Below are 16,773 nucleotides of genomic sequence, written 5' to 3'. Positions count from 1 at the left end.
TGTCACTGGCGGAGCTGGCAGGCTTGAGTGAGTCACGTCAGCGGTTGGTCCTGCGCCATCTATGCCAGTCGCGTGGCTGGCCGGTGCCGCCGCGGGGTCGCTTGATGAGCCTGCAGCAGTTGATCGCCACGCCGCCCGACTCGGTGGCCGAGGTGCACTGGGCCAACGCCGAATACACCGTCAGCGTGCGCGCGTGGCGCGGCCAGCTGTGGTGGCAGGTGTCAGATACCGTTATTGAGCAGGGTGTGCGTCATCGACAAGGCGATACCGGCTGTGCGGGAAGTGGTCGCCAACCTGGCGAGACGCCACCCTCTGAGTGGGATGCTGAGGCGCGCAAGGCATGGCGGGCGCTGGGAAGGGATGAGCAGCATGTTGCCTTCACCTCACGTCAGCCGGGAGATGTACTGCGAGTGGCAGGGCGGGGGCGGCGCGATCTCAAGCGCTTGCTGCAGGAAGCCAATATCCCGCCGTGGCAGCGTGACCAGTTGCGTGTGGCACGCATGCACGACGGGACTGTCGCGGGGCTGTGGCATCCCTCGCGGGGCTGGTGGCTACTGGCCGTACTCACACAGCAGTGAGGCCAGCGGGCGGTCTCGCCGATGTCTTGCGCAGTGCTCGCTCAGGCATCGGCCAGTGTCAGCGTCATGCCGGCGGCTTTCTGCAGCTCGCTTTCCTGACTGAGGTCATCGTTGATCAGGCTGTGATCGCGATATTCCTCGGTCAGGTTGAGCGTCAGGTCGTCGCCTTCGGCGCTGAGATGCATGCCGAGCACCGGCGCTTCCGAGCGTGAATGGTTGAGCATCACCGCCATGCGCAGCAGGCGTGCCAGACGCGCCAGACGCGGTTGCTGCGGCTCCGGCAGCGCCGCCAGTTCGTTCTTGGGGAACTTGCGACGGTGGGCGCGGACCAGGAAGGCCAGCGCGCGCTGTTCCGGACGCGAGAAGCCGAGCAGGTCGGAATGCTCGAGCAGGTAGGCGCCATGGCGATGGAACTGGCTGTGGGAAATCGCCTGGCCGACTTCGTGGAGGTCAGCGGCCCAGCTCAGCAGCTGACGTGACGTCGCCCCCAGCGCCCAGTCGCCGGCGACCTGATCGAACAGCTGCAGGGCGGTGTCGCGCACATTGCTGGCGTGGCGGGTATCGATGCCGTAGCGACGCTGCAGCGACTCGATGGCGGACAGACGCGAATCCTCCGGCGTGTTGCGCCCGATCAGATCGAACAGTACGCCTTCACGCAGCGCACCGTCGGAGTAGCGCATCTGCTCCAGCCCCAGTGCCTCGAAGACACCGCACAGGATGGCGATGCCCGCCGGGAAGACGGTGGCGCGATCGCTCTTCAGGCCCGGCAGGCTGACCTTGTCGAGGCGCTTGAACTCCAATAGCGCCGCGCGCAGCTTGTGCAGCCCTTCACGTGTGACCACGCCATGCGGGGCCCAGCCGTGCGCTTCCAGCACGTTGGCGGCGGCCTTGATGGTGCCGGAGGAGCCGACCGGGTCATCCCAGCCCATCTCGCGATAGGTGCGCTGGATGCTGGCCAGTTCCGAGCGTGCGGCCAGCTCGGCGCGGCGCATGCGCTTCTCGCTGATCTCGCCGTCCTGGAAGAAGGCCTTGGTATAGGCGACGCAGCCCATGTGCAGGCTTTCCAGCAGCTGGGGCTCGAACTGCTCGCCGATGATGAACTCGGTGGAACCGCCGCCGATATCGACGATCAGGCGCTTGCCGTGCACATCGGCCAGCGCATGCGCCGCGCCCAGATAGATGAGGCGGGCTTCTTCGCGCCCGGCGATGATCTCGATGGGATGCCCCAACAGAGCCTCGGCACGCTCGATCAGTTCTTCACTGTTATGCGCGGCGCGCAGGGCGTTGGTGCCCACGACCCGCAGATGGTCGGCCTCGATGCCATCGATGAAGGGCGCGAACTGGGCGAGGCAGTTGAGGGCGCGCTCCATGGCTTCCTCGCTGAGCATGCCGTCTTCGTCCAGCCCTGCCGCCAGCTGGACCTTCTCACCCTGCTTGGCCACGACCTGCAATTGCCCCGCCTGATGGTTGGCCAGCAGCAGGTGGAAGCTGTTGGAACCCAGATCGATGGCGGCCAGCTTCAGCAGCGGGGCCTCATTGCCGGCACTGCCTTCATCAGAGGCGGTGGGTTGCGGGTGCTGGGAGGGTGCTGATTCACTCAAGGGCGGAGTCCTTTACGGCGGGTCATTCATGGCAGGCATCATGCACTGCCTCCTTCACGCCAACTCCTGCGACGGCTTCCTTGCGTAGCGACCATGGCGCAATGAAGTTGTCGTGAGCGTGGGCGGCCACCGGACGCGAGCCTGCTGCGGGAAGATGACGCTGGCAGCAGGTCGCGGCGGCGACTCTCGCAAGATTGCGGCGACTGGCCAGAGGTGTCAAACCGGTGGCACACACGGCGCCATCACCACGAGGGGCTGGCGGCACATTCAGCGCATGGGGCATGCTATTCTAGCGGCGTGATATGACAGAACGACGAAGTCGCGGGTCATCATCACGCTCAATGAGTCGCAAGCCATCACGCAGCACAATCAGCAAGACCAACCGGGTCTGGGAGATAACGTCGCGATGAGCGAACGTGTGGTACCGATTGCAGAAAGGGACTTCGAATCCGTGGTGCTGGAGAGCGAGCATCCGGTGCTGGTGGATTTCTGGGCTTCCTGGTGCGGGCCGTGCAAGAGCGTGGCACCGACGCTGGAATCCCTGGCCGAGGAATACGAAGGGCAGCTCAAGATCGTCAAGGTCGATGTCGATGAAGCCCCTGAACTCGCCGCCCGCTTCGGCGTGCGCGGTGTGCCGACATTGATGCTGTTTGTGGGCGGCAATGTCGAAGCCAGCAAGGTGGGCGCCATGCCGCGCGCGCAGCTGGCAGCCTTTCTGGATGCCAATCTGTGAATCGGGCCTTGCCGCCGCCAGGTGCCTTGAGCCGTCAGTGAAAGCGCCACGTCAGCGGCGGCTATCGCAGCGCTGACTGGCCGCTAGCGAGCGCTTCAGGCAGCGCCGGGAGCGCCACCAGGCCGCCGGGGCTTGCGTTCAGGGGCCGGCTTGACTACCATCGAGGCGTTCGCCTGATTACACGCTCTCTGATTGCGTCATGTCGACCGTCCCACGGTCCCCCAGTTGTCAGCCAGCCCTCTGGTAATGCTGCCCGCAACACGCCGGCCAGCCACCAGGCGATTCATACCGCTAGATTCCATATCGAGAAGACTTTTCTGTCAGGAAGCATGACGCTCCGTGTCCCTTCGACCGGTCCGTCGTCGCTGGACATCCGTAGCTCGACACTCCGTTGCTGAATTCATAGTTCGGCCGTGGTGAGTGATCTTTCCTGAACTTTTGGCACCTGTCTTCATCCAGCTCAGGCGCTTGCCTCCGGGAATGCTGTCGAGTTCTGTCTGCACCTTTGCAGTGCCGGTCCTTGCCTTCTGCCCGTCTTCTCGATTCCCTTCTTATCTATCAGCCCTGCTGACCTGAGCCACGTTCAAACAAAGCCGATGAATCTTACCCAACTCAAGCAAAATACTGTCCCCGAACTGCTGGAACTTGCCCAGACGATGGGCATCGATAATCTGGCACGTTCGCGCAAGCAGGACATCATCTTCGCCATCCTCAAGAAGCACGCGAAAAGCGGTGAGGACATCTACGGCGACGGCGTTCTGGAAATCCTGCAGGACGGCTTCGGCTTCCTTCGCAGTGCAGACTCTTCCTACCTCGCGGGCCCTGATGACATCTACGTTTCACCGTCCCAGATCCGTCGCTTCAATCTGCGCAAGGGCGACACCATCTCCGGCAAGATTCGTCCGCCGAAGGAAGGGGAGCGTTACTTCGCGCTGCTCAAGGTCAATCAGATCAACTTTGACCGCCCCGAGAATGCCAAGCACAAGATCCTGTTCGAGAACCTGACGCCGCTGTTCCCGCAGTCGCGCCTGCTGATGGAAATCGGCAACGGTTCCACCGAAGACATCACCTCGCGCATCCTTGATCTGACCGCACCGATCGGCAAGGGCCAGCGTGGCCTGATCGTCTCGCCGCCCAAGGCGGGCAAGACGATGATGCTGCAGAACATCGCCGCCTCCATCACGCGCAACAACCCCGAATGTCACCTCATCGTGCTGCTGATCGATGAGCGTCCCGAGGAAGTTACCGAGATGTCGCGCACCGTGCGTGGCGAAGTCGTGGCTTCCACCTTCGATGAGCCGCCGGCCCGTCACGTCCAGGTCGCCGAGATGGTGATCGAGAAGGCCAAGCGTCTGGTCGAGCACAAGAAGGATGTCGTCATCCTGCTCGATTCCGTGACCCGTCTGGCGCGTGCCTACAACACCGTGGTGCCGTCCTCCGGCAAGGTGCTGACCGGTGGTGTCGACGCTCACGCCCTCGAGAAGCCGAAGCGCTTCTTCGGTGCCGCGCGTAACATCGAAGAAGGCGGCAGCCTGACCATCCTCGCCACGGCGCTGGTCGATACCGGTTCCAAGATGGACGAAGTCATCTTCGAGGAATTCAAGGGCACCGGTAACATGGAAGCTCACCTCGACCGCAAGCTGGCCGAGCGTCGTGTCTTCCCGGCTCTCAACATCCGTCGCTCCGGCACGCGTCGTGAAGACCTGATCGCGTCCGAGGATGAAATGCAGCGCATGTGGATCCTGCGCAAGCTGCTCAACCCGATGGAAGATGTGGCGGCCACCGAGTTCCTGATCGATCGCCTGAAAGATACCAAGACCAATCTCGAGTTCTTCGAGGCCATGAAGCGCCGCTGATCGACACTGGCCCAGCCGGTTGGCTGGCCATGTTCTCGACAGGTGCTTGCCAGGACGCCCACTTCCCACCCGGGAAGTGGGCGTCTTGCGTTGCTGACCTGCCGAGTGCCGGCTGGCAATGGTATGCTCGGGACTTGATCAAGCCGAGCGGAAACTCCCATGCAGTATCGAGACTTACGCGATTTCATCGCGGCGCTGGAAGAGAAGGGCGAACTCAAGCGCATTCGTGCCGAGGTGGACCCCTATCTGGAGATGACCGAGATCTGCGATCGCACCCTGAAGGCGGGTGGTCCGGCGTTGCTGTTCGAGAACGTCAAGGGCCACAGCATGCCGGTGCTGGGCAATCTGTTCGGCACGCCGCGGCGCGTGGCGCTGGGCATGGGCCAGGAATCCGTCGAGGCGCTGCGCGAAGTCGGCGAGCTGCTGGCCTTCCTCAAGGAGCCGGAGCCGCCCAAGGGCTTCCGGGATGCCTGGGACAAGTTGCCGATCTTCAAGCAGGTGATGAGCATGGGGCCGAAGAAGGTCAAGCGTGCGCCCTGTCAGGAGATCGTGCTGGAAGGGGAGGATGTCGATCTCGACATGATTCCGATCCAGCACTGCTGGCCCGGAGATGCCGCACCGCTGGTGACCTGGCCGCTGGTGATCACCCGTGGTCCGCACAAGGAGCGCCAGAACCTCGGCATCTATCGTCAGCAGAAGCTCGGCAAGAATCGCCTGATCATGCGCTGGCTGGCACACCGTGGCGGCGCACTGGACTTCCGCGAGTGGCAGAAGGCCCACCCGGGCGAGCCCTTCCCGGTCGCGGTGGCTCTGGGTGCCGATCCGGCCACCATCCTCGGCGCTGTCACGCCGGTACCGGATTCACTCTCCGAGTATGCCTTTGCCGGCCTGCTGCGCGGCTCGCGCACCGAGCTGGTCAAATGCGGCCTGTCGGATCTCGAAGTCCCGGCCAGCGCCGAGATCATCCTGGAAGGCTATCTGTATCCGGATGACGTGGCACCGGAAGGCCCCTACGGCGATCACACCGGCTATTACAACGAGGTGGAGACCTTCCCCGTCTTCACCATCGAGCGCATCACCCATCGGCGCGACCCGATCTATCACTCCACCTATACCGGGCGTCCGCCGGATGAGCCGGCGATTCTCGGCCTGGCGCTCAATGAAGTCTTCGTGCCGATTCTGCGCAAGCAGTTCCCGGAGATCGTCGACTTCTATCTGCCGCCGGAAGGCTGCTCCTACCGCATGGCGGTGGTGACGATGAAGAAGCAGTACCCCGGCCACGCCAAGCGCGTGATGATGGGGGTCTGGAGCTTCCTGCGTCAGTTCATGTACACCAAGTTCGTGATCGTGCTGGATGATGATGTCGATGCCCGTAAGTGGGAAGATGTCATCTGGGCCATCACCACGCGCATGGACCCGAGCCGTGATACCGTTCTGGTCGACAATACGCCGATCGATTATCTGGACTTCGCCTCGCCAACGGCGGGTCTTGGCTCCAAGATGGGCATGGACGCGACCAACAAGTGGCCCGGCGAGACGGACCGCGAGTGGGGCGAGCCCATCGTGATGAGCGAAGAGATCACATCCCGTGTCGATGAACGCTGGGACAGTCTGGGCATTCTGGACTGATTCCGCGACAGACCATCAACACCCATGCATTTACCCTGTCGTTGCGCGGCGCGCTGGCGGCAGGCATCAGATAACAAGAGGATACGATGACGGCGCGGACCCTGACCTGTCATGTCGAGAGTGTGGAAGATCTGACCCCGGACGTGTTTCGTGTGCGCTTCGCCGCACGTCCCGAGGCCCTGGCGCACGCGCCGGGCCAGTATCTCGAGATGAAGCTCGATGACACCACCTGGGTACCGTTCTCCATCGCCAATGCCGCCAGTGATGATGGCGTGCTCGAGCTGCATATCCAGCATTGGCCGGAGCGCAGCAATTCCGCGCGTCTGCGCAGCCTGCTGGTCGCGGCCAATCAACTTGAGCTGCGTCTGCCCAGTGGCGAGTGCGTGCTGGACCTCGACGACCCCAGCCCCATCGTGCTGATCTGTGCCGGCACCGGGTTCTCGCAGATGCACGCCATGCTGCAGGCGGCGTTTGCGCGTGGCCTGACCCAGCCCATCGAGCTGTGGTGGGCGGCGCGTGAGCGGCGTGATCTGTACCTGGAGAGCGCGGCGCTCAACTGGGCCGCCAGTCAGCCCAACTTCCGTTATTTCCCGGTGCTGGAAGAAGCGCCGGAAGTCGGTGATGCCCACCATCGCGCGCTGGAAGCGGCCGGTGTCGAGGCCGCTTTCAATGGCCATCTGGGGCGTATCGATGAGGCGCTGCGCAAGCACGCGGGCAGCATGGCGGGCAAGCGCGTCTATCTGTCCGGCTCGCCGGGCATGGTCTATGCCTGTGTCGATGCGCTGACGCCATTGGGTGTCGAGGCCAGCGCGCTGAGCTCCGATGTGTTCAGCTATGCGCCACGCGAGCCGCTGCTGGACCCGGCGCTGGTCTCTGCCTGAAGCCGCCTGACATTGCTTGAAGCCGCCTGACATTGCCTGAAGGAGTCGAGTGAATGAGCCAGTCCCCGATACTGATCACGGGCGGCGCCCAGCGTCTGGGGCGCTATTGTGCCGAGCGACTGATCGATGATGGTCATCCGGTCATCATCAGTTATCGACGCGAGCGGGAAGAGCTCGACGCCCTGCGCGCGCTGGGCATTCGCACCGTGCAGGCGGATTTCTCCAGCGAGGCAGGCATCCAGGCCTTCATCGCGGCGATTCGTGAGCTGACTCCGACATTGCGGGCCATCGTGCACAATGCCGGCGACTGGGCGCCGGATGGCGACGGCGAGGGGCAGGGCGAGCTGTTCGAGCACCTGTTCCGTGTCCACATGCAGGCGCCGTACCTGATCAATCTGGCGCTGCGCGATCTGCTGGAAGCCGGAGTCGAGACGCAGGCGGACATCGTCCACATGAGTGACTTCGTGGTCCAGAAGGGCTCGCGCAAGCATGCGGCCTACGCGGCCAGCAAGGCGGGGCTCGAGAACCTGACCTTGTCGTTCGCGTCGATGTTCGCGCCACGCATCCAGGTCAACACCATCGCGCCGGCGCTGATCATGCTGCGTCCGGACGATGACGACGACTATGCCGAGCGTGCGCGCGCCAAGTCGTTGATGCAGCAGGTACCGGGGCCAGGCGTCATCTGGCAGGCGCTGCGCTATCTGCTGGATAGTCCCTATGTCACGGGCACGACCCTGCCGGTGGATGGTGGCCGCCATCTGCGCTGATAGCTTCTGTCAGTGATCTTTCGGTTATCGCTTTCGACTTCCGAGGCGTGACATTCGAGACCTGAGCACTGCACAAAAAAAGCCCCCGCTGAAAAGCGGGGGCTTTTTTTTCGTTGCTGCGACCGTTATTGCGATCGTTGTTGCGATCGTTGCTACTACATCCTGCACTACTGAAGCGCTTACAGGATATGGCGGCCTTCGACCGGCGTCAGCTGACCTTTCTTGAGGGTCGGGCCCATCTGGTTGCCGGAGGGAGCGCCCTGCGGGCTTTCCAGCGTGATCACCAGATCGCTGTCGGGGAAGGCGGCCAGATACTCCTTGGGCACCTCGACCTTCATGGTGCCGGAGTGCGGCAGGATGCCCAGTGACATCGGCTCCTTGCCATCCTTGGCCATCAGCCACAGCTCGCAGACCTTGCCGGGGGCCGGCGCTTCGGGCCTGACTGCCTGCACCATCATCTCGCCCGAGTGGGACGCGTTGACGATCCAGCCGGGGCTGCTGTCAGAGTTGTTGACCACGAACACGTAGTCGCTCTCCATGCCCGCGTTGTGCCCCAGGCTGAAGGTCAGGGTGACCGCCAGTGCCAGGCTGAACGCCGTGGCAGTCATGCCCTGCCACAGGCCCAGGCGACGCCACCAGGGCTGACGGGCGGTGCCCGTCGCCTCGGCGATGCCTTGCCAGACATGGGCCGGTGGCGTGACGGGGGGAAGCTGTTCATTGAACACGTTGAGATGCTCGCGCCAGCGCTCCACATCACGTTGCAGGTCGTGGCTGACGGCCAGCAGTGACTCGAATGCCGCGCGCTCGTCGCGTGTCAATGTGCCGAGCGCATATTCGCCCGCTGCGGCTTCGCGCAGTTCCGGGTCGCTCAGATCAAATGACTCATGCATGTCTTCAACCTCTCGAGTCCACGACGGACCCAGCTCTTGACGGTGCCCAAGGGCTGGTCCAGTTGATTGGCCAGATCCTGGTGGGTGAGGCCTTCGAAGTAGGCCAGTTCCAGGGCGCGGCGTTGATCGTCATTCAGCTCGGCCAGGCACTGGTGGAGCTCACCACTGTGCTGGGCCAGGTCGACATCTGCCTCGATATCACTCCGCCCCGGCATGGCGGCGATCAATTCATCGCTGTCATGCTCGCTGGGTCGCTGTCGACGTATCCAGTCGATGGCGATGTTGCGGGTCATGGTGCCGAGCCAGGTCATCGGGCGGGCGCGGCCGGCGTCATACTGGGCGGCGGCGGCCCATACCCGGATGTAGACCTGCTGAAGACAATCCTGCGCGGATGCCTCATGTCTCAAGATACGCAGCAACTGAGCGTATAGATGCGCACTGGTCGCTCGATAGAGCTGATCCAGTGCCTTGGCATCCTGCCGGGCGCATCCCGACAGATACTCAATCAGTGCATCATTTCGGGAATCCTGCATGCATGCATTCCAAGCTGTGGGCGCGGTGTCAGGCACCGCTGGACGAATGCGTGTTGCCGATCATGTTGCTCGACAACCAAAGATTATACTGATGCCACTTCAGGCTGATAGCCCTTCTTTATGCGTGCGGGCAACGGTTTGTTGCCGGTTCACGCTTGCGCAGGACGATCTGGAGTGCAAGGATAGGCCTATCACCATTTTCATCGTCACTACTGGATACCGGCCCGACCCATGAACCAGACCACCAGCCACCGCCCGTTCACTGTCGCTGCCTGCCCTTCGGGCCAGGTCGTGACGGCGGCGTGTGCGGCCGGCTATTGGTATTGGTTTACACAGGGGCGCGCCTGAGGTTACGGCGCGCCTGTCTCGTACGGGCTGCCACCACCTTGAAGAACCCCCGGTCGCAGCCACGGCCGGGGGTTCTTGCGTTTCGGGCCTTGCGAAATCCATGACGAGAGGCATGTCACCCTAACGTGCCGACAATGATTGCAGCATGAATGACGAGAGGAATGACCATGCGCACCACTTTCCTGACTACCCGCTTTTCTCTTGCCTCCGCTCGGGTCGTGCATGGTTATTGGCGCTGGCGATTTAGCGGCGTCCTGCCTCTTTCCGCTGTCACCGCGGGGCAGGGCGAGCAACACCGGGGTGACGATTCGCGAAGTCCCTGTCTGTCAGAATGAATATTGCGTGATGGAGCCGAGGCTTCATCACAGGAGAGAAGACCATGAACGCCAGCCTTGAACGCGTGTTGACCGCCAACCCGCACACTGCCGACGCCACTGTTGACCCCTTGACTGCCGAGAACGCCACCGTGACCCGCTCTGATGCCGCCCAGACACCGACCACACCCGGACGCATCAGTCGTGAAGCCCTGCCCAGCGCCAGCGAATTGCGCGAGCAGCTGCCGGTGGACGCCGACCTGGCCGGCCAGATTCGCCAGCATCGCGATGAGATCAACGCCATTCTCGCCGGCGACGATGATCGTCTGCTGGTGGTGGTCGGGCCGTGCTCCATCCATGATCTCAAGGCCGCGCGTGAGTACGCCCAGCGCCTGGCGGTGATCGAGCCGCAGGTACGTGATCGCCTCAAGCTGGTGATGCGTGTCTATGTCGAGAAGCCGCGCACCACGGTGGGCTGGAAGGGGCTGGCCTATGATCCGCATCTGGATGGCAGCGATGACATGGCCACCGGCCTGCGTCAGGCACGCGAGCTGATGCGCGAGATCAACCAGCTGGGCCTGCCGGTGGCGACGGAGCTGCTGCAGCCGCTGACCGCCGCCTACCTGGAAGACCTGCTCGGCTGGGCGGCCATCGGCGCCCGCACCACCGAGTCGCAGATCCATCGCGAGATGGCCTCCGGCCTCGGCTGTGTGGTGGGCTTCAAGAACGGCACTGACGGAGGCGTCGAGGTCGCCGTGCAGGCCATCGGGGCGGCGGCGCATGGGCATCGCCACTTCGGCATGGATGACAGCGGACGTCCGGCGCTGATCGAGACCGCGGGCAACCCGCATACCCATGTGGTGCTGCGCGGCGGCCATGGCCAGCCCAACTATGACGCCGCCTCGGTGGCCGCCTGCCGGCGTGAGCTGGAAGGCGCTGGCCTGACGCCGCGTCTGATGGTCGATTGCAGCCACGCCAATTCCCGCAAGGACCACCGCCGCCAGAGCGAAGTGATGCTGGATGTGCTCTCTCAGCGCCTGGCGGGGGATGATGCCTTGATCGGCGTGATGCTCGAGAGTCACCTCAATGAAGGCAAGCAGGCCTTGCCGGCAGCGGAGAAGCTCTCCCAGCTGCGTCATGGCGTGTCCGTCACCGATGCATGCCTTGGCTGGGAAACCACCGAGCACCTGCTGAGCCTGGCCGCCGAGCGCTTGCGCGAGGCCTGAGATCAAACGCCAGACTCGCGCCTCGATGGGAGGATGACGTCGCGCTTGCCTGATGTTTGCTGAATTTGTCGGCTTGTCCTGAAATCCCCAGCGCCCAACGGTCGAAAGGCCGTTGGGCGCTGTCGTCTCTTGCCTTTGTTGCCCGTTCGTCACGGAATTGTCATCGGGCTCGCGTATCACTCTTGTTGCCTTCGGCATGCCCTCAAGGGGCATGCCTGAACAGAACAACCCGAAACCTGACTACGGGGAAGCGACATGAGCAAGGAAATCGAAGACCATCGCCTGCTTAATCCCAGCAGCAACGAGACGTTCTCATCCGTCATCGAACGACACATCTCGCGTCGTCGTGTCCTGCAGGGCGGCCTGGGCATGGCGGCTGCCAGCATGCTGGGTGGTTTCGGTCTTGCGGGGCTGAGCACCACGGCCAACGCCGCCAGCAACGCTGCGGGTGAGAAGACGACTCTGGCACTGGCCTTCGAATCGATCAAGGGGTCACGCACGGATGCAGTCGTGGTTCCCAAGGGGTATACCGCACAGGTGCTGGCGCCGTGGGGCACGCCGCTCAATGCCAAGGCACCCAAGTGGAGCAAGGATTTGGCGATGACGCCGGAGATCCAGCTCAACACCGTCGGCATGCATCACGATGGCATGCACAACTTCGCCTTGAGCGACGACACGGCCTCCAGCAACTTCCTGCTGGTCATGAACAACGAATACATCGATCAGGATGCGCTGTGGGCACCCAAGGGCGGCGCGACCAATGCGGATTCCGGCAAGCGTCCGGCCGATGAAGTGCGCACCGAGATCAATGCCCATGGCGTGACCATCGTCGAGGTCAAGAAGGCCAGCAACGGCAAGTGGGAAGTGGTGGGCGATTCGCGCTACAACCGCCGCTACACCAGCGCCAGCGAAATGAAGCTGAGCGGCCCGGTAGCGGGCAGCGATTACGTCAAGACGGCCTTCTCGCCGGATGGCATGCGCACCCGTGGTACCAACAACAACTGCGCCAACGGCTACACCCCGTGGGGCACCTACCTGACCTGTGAAGAGAACTGGCCGGGTTACTTCGTCAAGCGCAGCGATCGTCAGCTCGATGACAACCGCATCGGCATCGAGACCGAGCGTGGCCGCTATGGCTGGGAAACCGCCGCCGGAGATGCCAGTGAAGTCGATGGCGAGTTCGCGCGTTTCGACAACACGCCGACGGCAGACAGCGCCGACAAGGATTACCGCAACGAACCGCGCACCTTCGGCTATATCGTCGAGATCGACCCCTACACCGGCGAGCAGGCCATCAAGCGCACCGCGCTGGGCCGCTTCCGTCACGAAGGTTGCTGGCCGGGCAAGCTGGTCGAGGGTGAGCCGGTGGTCTTCTACTCCGGTCACGATTCGCGCAACGAGTACATCTACAAGTTCGTGTCGGACGCCAAGTGGGACGCCGCTGATGCCCGTGGCGCCGGTGACTTCAAGGACCGCCTGGCGATCGGCGACAAGTACCTGGACAAGGGCACGCTGTATGTCGCCCAGTTCTCCGCCGATGGCACCGGCACGTGGCTCAAGCTGACGCCGGACGCCGTGACCAAGGATGGCCGCACCCTGGCCGAAGCACTGGGGCTGGCGGCCGATGACCTGGCTGGCATCATCATCCACACCACCGATGCGGCTGACCTGATGGGCGCGACCCCGATGGACCGCCCGGAGTGGGGCGCGGTGGACCCGGTGTCCGGTGAGGTCTACATGACGCTGACCAACAACTCCAAGCGCACCGAGGAAGGCACTGACGCCGCCTTCACCAACGATGGCACCGCCATCGAGGAGCCGGGTGTCGGTTACAAGACGGCGCCAACCAACGCGGCCAATCCGCGTGGCAACAACGAAGCGGGTCAGATCATCCGCTGGCGTGAAGCGGGCGATCACAAGGCCTTCGATTGGGAGATCTTCGTGTTCGGCGCAGCGGCCAGCGATGCCGACAACCTGTCCGGCCTGACCGAGATGAACGAGTTCGCCAGTCCCGATGGCCTCTACTTCGATGGCCGCGAAGGACAGGACAGCATCCTGTGGATCCAGACAGACAACGGCTACGAAGGCATCACCGAGGTCACCAATGACCAGCTGCTGGCGGTCGTGCCGGCAGGTCTCGAGCAGGCCGAGGGAGACGCGGCCGTGATCGGTGCCGACAACCAGGCGCAGCTCAAGCGCTTCGCGGTGGGCCCGAACGGCTGTGAAGTCACCGGGATCTTCACCACCCCGGACAAGACCGCGATGTTCATCAACATCCAGCACCCGGCCAACTGGCCGCAGAGCGATGATGCCACCGCCGAGACCGATGGCAGCGTGCGTGCCCGCGCCGCGACCGTGGTCATCCAGCGCGAAGATGGCGGCCAGATCGGCGTCTGATGAAAGCCGCGCGTCAGGTGTGAACGCGAAGCCCCCGTATCGATGATACGGGGGCTTTTTCATGCGCCTGAACCTGGCCCCGCTTCGCTTGAGGGTGCTTGGTCGATCAAGCGGGTGGGGAGGGCCAACGACAACGGCCCCCACGCAAGCGTGAGGGCCGAGAGTTCATGAGCTTTGTTCTGTCCTGACCTCGTCGAGCGCGATCAGGCCTTGGCGGCGTAGGCGAACAGCAGGGTTTCCTGCACGCTGATCGGTTCCGCGTCGCCGGCATCCAGCTGGGTGTAGTGGCCATCGCTTTCCAGACGCCAGCTCTGGCAGTTGTCGACCAGATAGGTGTCCAGGTCCTTGCGGATACGCTGGGCCAGCTTCTTGTCGAGCAGCGGGAAGCAGGTCTCGACGCGGTGGAACATGTTGCGCTCCATGTAATCCGCGCTGGAGCACCAGGTCTCCGGCTGACCGGCATTGTGGAAGTGGAAGGTGCGCGTGTGCTCGAGGAAGCGACCGATCACCGAGCGTACGCGGATGTTGTCGGAAATCCCCGGCACGCCCGGGCGCAGACAGCAGACGCCGCGGATGATCAGGTCACACTGCACGCCAGCCCGCGAGGCGCGGTAGAGGGCGCGAATCAGCTTGGGCTCGGTCAGTGAATTGCATTTGATGATGATGTGGGCGCGCTTGCCTTTCTCGGCGTTGCGCGCTTCACGGTCGATCATCTCCACCATGCGCTCATGCAGCGTGAAGGGCGCGTGCAGCAGCTTCTCGATATTGCGCTGCTTGCCCATGCCGGTCAGTTGCTGGAAGACCTTGTGGACGTCCTCGCAAAGTGTCTCGTTGGCGGTCAGCAGGCTGTAATCGGTATACAGACGCGCCGTCTTGGCATGGTAGTTACCGGTGCCCAGGTGCGCGTAGTGACGCAGCTCGCCGTGTTCACGTCGCACGATATGCAGCATCTTGGCGTGGGTCTTGTAGGCCATCACGCCGTAGATGACGATGGCGCCGGCTTCCTGCAGGCGTGAGGCCAGCTGCAGGTTGTCGGCCTCATCGAAGCGCGCCCGCAGCTCGATCACCACGGTGATCTCCTTGCCCTGACGTGCGGCTTCCACCAGCGAGGAGACGATGTTGGAGTCGGCGCCGGTGCGATAGAGGGTCTGCTTGATGGCCAGCACGTTCGGGTCACGCGCCGCCTCGGCGAGCAGGTTCTCGACCGGGGAGAAGGACTGGAAGGGGTGATGCAGCAGGATGTCCTCGCGACGGATCGCATCGAACAGGCTGTTGTCGCCCTTGAGTGCCTTGGGGATGCCCGGAGTGAACGGGGCGTAGAGCAGGTCCTCGCGGCCGACGTCGCCGATGACTTCCATCAGGCGGTTGAGGTTGACCGGGCCCTTGACCTGATAGAGGTCGCGCGTTTCCAGATCGAACTGCTTGAGCAGGAAGGTGTAGAGCGCTTCCGGGCAGTTGTCGGCCACCTCGAGACGCACCCCGTCGCCGTAGCGGCGCGCCAGCAGCTCGCCACGCAGCGCGGAGGCCAGGTCGGAGACATCCTCGGCATCCACCGAGAGATCGGCGTTGCGGGTCAGGCGGAACTGATAGCAGCCCTTGATCTTCATGCCCGGGAACAGCTCCTGGGCGTGAGCGTGAATCATCGAGGACAGGAAGACGTATTCGGTGTACCCCTGCTCGACGAGGCCATCCGGGATGCGGATCAGACGCGGCAGCGAGCGCGGGGCCGGCAGGATGGCCAGGCCACCTTCACGACCGAAGGCATCCTTGCCTTCCAGCTCGACGATGAAGTTGAGGCTCTTGTTGACCAGGCGCGGGAACGGGTGCGACGGGTCGAGACCGATCGGGCTGATGACCGGCTGGATCTCTTCCTCGAAGTAATCGCGCACCCAGGCCTTCTGGGCATCGTTCCACTGATTGCGGCGACGGAAGCGGATGTGCTGCTCTTCCAGCGCGGGGATCAGGTCCTCGTTGAGCATGCGGTACTGGCGTTCGACCTGCTCATGCGTGATGCGGGAGACCTCATCGAGCACCTTGCTCGGCAGCATGCCGTCACAGCCGGGGTCGGTGCGATCGAAGGCGATCTGATGCTTGAGACCCGCCACGCGAATCTCGAAGAACTCGTCCATGTTGGACGTGAAGATCAGCAGGAACATCAAGCGGTTGAGCAGCGGATGCGAGGTATCCTTGGCCTGCTCGAGTACGCGGATGTTGAACTGCAGGTTGGACAGCTCGCGATTGAAGTACAGCGCCGGATCAGCGAGATCAGCCTCGGGGGAGGGGGTGGCCTTGGCATGGATACCGGTACGCGTCCGGTTGACGCGCAGGGGCAGCGGTTCCTGAGCCGGCGGCTCATCCGCCGCCAGCTCGATCTCGCCTTCCCGTGGGGTGGATGCTGCCTTGGGGGCAGCATCCTTGTCGCGACTGTCAGCGACTTCCGGCAGGGTCGCCGTGTTGTTGTCGGTGTCTTGCTTGGGCGTCTGTTCCATCATCAACTCCATGATCCCGGTCAGCCGCATCCGCAATGGCCGGGGTTGTCAAAGGCGGTTTTTCTGCGCCAGCAATTCGGCCGCCTGGCGAGCAAAATAGGTGAGGATGCCGTCGGCACCCGCACGCTTGAAGCACATCAGCGACTCGAGAATGACCTTGTCGGCATCCAGCCAACCGTTCTGGAAAGCCGCCATGTGCATGGCGTACTCACCGCTGACCTGATAGGCGAAGGTCGGCACTTCCAGCTCGCGCTTCACACGCGTTACCACATCAAGATAGGGCATGCCCGGCTTGACCATCACCATGTCAGCGCCTTCGGTGATATCCATGGCCACTTCGTGCAGCGCTTCATCGCTGTTGGCGGGGTCCATCTGGTAGGTCTGCTTGTCGGCCTTGCCCAGATTGCCGCTCGAACCGAGCGCGTCACGGAACGGGCCGTAGTAGTTGGAGGCGTACTTGGCCGAGTAGGCCATGATGCGCGTGTTGATCAGGCCTTCCTGTTCCAGCATGGCGCGGATGGAGCCGATGCG

General features: G+C 63.3%; 12 protein-coding genes and 1 pseudogene. 8 read left to right on the top strand and 5 right to left on the bottom strand.

Translation table 11 applies throughout. The features are described from left to right. On the top strand, positions 1 to 578 hold a 578-nt coding region (tilS, locus tag AC4FAH_RS00355), incomplete at its 5' end, for a tRNA lysidine(34) synthetase TilS (protein WP_490245537.1). Positions 579 to 619: 41 nt separating this feature from the next. Here tilS and ppx read toward each other — a convergent pair. Beyond that, on the bottom strand, positions 620 to 2,179 hold the full coding sequence (gene ppx, locus AC4FAH_RS00350; RefSeq protein ID WP_389382512.1) for an exopolyphosphatase: 1,560 nt from the start codon (positions 2,177 to 2,179) through the stop codon (positions 620 to 622). A gap of 406 nt (positions 2,180 to 2,585) precedes the next feature. On the opposite strand from ppx, the gene trxA reads away from it, so the two are divergent. From trxA to folM, 5 genes are all read left to right on the top strand, one after another. After that, positions 2,586 to 2,912 (top strand): thioredoxin, encoded by a 327-nt coding sequence (gene trxA, locus AC4FAH_RS00345; RefSeq protein WP_043332999.1) that lies wholly within the window; start codon positions 2,586 to 2,588, stop codon positions 2,910 to 2,912. Positions 2,913 to 3,508: 596 nt separating this feature from the next. Further along, positions 3,509 to 4,768, top strand: coding sequence for a transcription termination factor Rho (gene rho, locus AC4FAH_RS00340; RefSeq protein ID WP_043332997.1), 1,260 nt, complete (start codon positions 3,509 to 3,511; stop codon positions 4,766 to 4,768). A gap of 159 nt (positions 4,769 to 4,927) precedes the next feature. Next, positions 4,928 to 6,397, top strand: coding sequence for a 4-hydroxy-3-polyprenylbenzoate decarboxylase (ubiD, locus tag AC4FAH_RS00335; RefSeq protein ID WP_175089660.1), 1,470 nt, complete (start codon positions 4,928 to 4,930; stop codon positions 6,395 to 6,397). An 86-nt stretch (positions 6,398 to 6,483) separates the two neighbouring features. After that, a complete protein-coding gene (locus AC4FAH_RS00330; protein WP_043332993.1) occupies positions 6,484 to 7,278 on the top strand; it encodes an FAD-binding oxidoreductase in 795 nt (264 codons plus the stop codon). A gap of 53 nt (positions 7,279 to 7,331) precedes the next feature. Further along, positions 7,332 to 8,045, top strand: a complete 714-nt coding sequence (gene folM / locus AC4FAH_RS00325; protein ID WP_043332992.1) for a dihydromonapterin reductase — start codon at positions 7,332 to 7,334, stop codon at positions 8,043 to 8,045. A gap of 179 nt (positions 8,046 to 8,224) precedes the next feature. Here the strand turns inward: folM and AC4FAH_RS00320 are convergent, their stop codons facing one another. Both AC4FAH_RS00320 and AC4FAH_RS00315 read right to left on the bottom strand, forming a co-directional pair. After that, entirely contained in the window at positions 8,225 to 8,935 is a 711-nt protein-coding gene (locus AC4FAH_RS00320) for an anti-sigma factor (RefSeq protein WP_107335921.1), read from the bottom strand. Continuing rightward, a complete protein-coding gene (locus tag AC4FAH_RS00315; protein WP_043332989.1) occupies positions 8,914 to 9,468 on the bottom strand; it encodes a sigma-70 family RNA polymerase sigma factor in 555 nt (184 codons plus the stop codon). The genes AC4FAH_RS00320 and AC4FAH_RS00315 overlap by 22 nt, the downstream gene beginning before the upstream one ends. Positions 9,469 to 10,195: 727 nt before the next feature. On the opposite strand from AC4FAH_RS00315, the gene AC4FAH_RS00310 reads away from it, so the two are divergent. Both AC4FAH_RS00310 and AC4FAH_RS00305 read left to right on the top strand, forming a co-directional pair. After that, positions 10,196 to 11,356, top strand: coding sequence for a 3-deoxy-7-phosphoheptulonate synthase (locus AC4FAH_RS00310; RefSeq protein ID WP_225347339.1), 1,161 nt, complete (start codon positions 10,196 to 10,198; stop codon positions 11,354 to 11,356). Positions 11,357 to 11,611: 255 nt separating this feature from the next. After that, positions 11,612 to 13,753, top strand: coding sequence for a PhoX family protein (locus AC4FAH_RS00305; RefSeq protein ID WP_225347338.1), 2,142 nt, complete (start codon positions 11,612 to 11,614; stop codon positions 13,751 to 13,753). A gap of 203 nt (positions 13,754 to 13,956) precedes the next feature. On the opposite strand, the gene ppk1 is transcribed toward AC4FAH_RS00305, so the two are convergent. Together ppk1 and AC4FAH_RS00295 are read right to left on the bottom strand one after the other, a co-directional pair. Next, complete coding sequence (ppk1, locus tag AC4FAH_RS00300; protein ID WP_153636599.1) at positions 13,957 to 16,242, bottom strand: polyphosphate kinase 1; 2,286 nt, start codon at positions 16,240 to 16,242, stop codon at positions 13,957 to 13,959. A 48-nt stretch (positions 16,243 to 16,290) separates the two neighbouring features. Further along, positions 16,291 to 16,773, bottom strand: a pseudogene (locus AC4FAH_RS00295) (porphobilinogen synthase); the annotation flags it as partial.

The sequence above is a fragment of the Cobetia sp. genome (assembly GCF_983723665.1).
The sequence above is the reverse complement of the archived record's forward strand: the minus strand, read 5'-3'. Positions and strand labels throughout refer to the sequence as shown.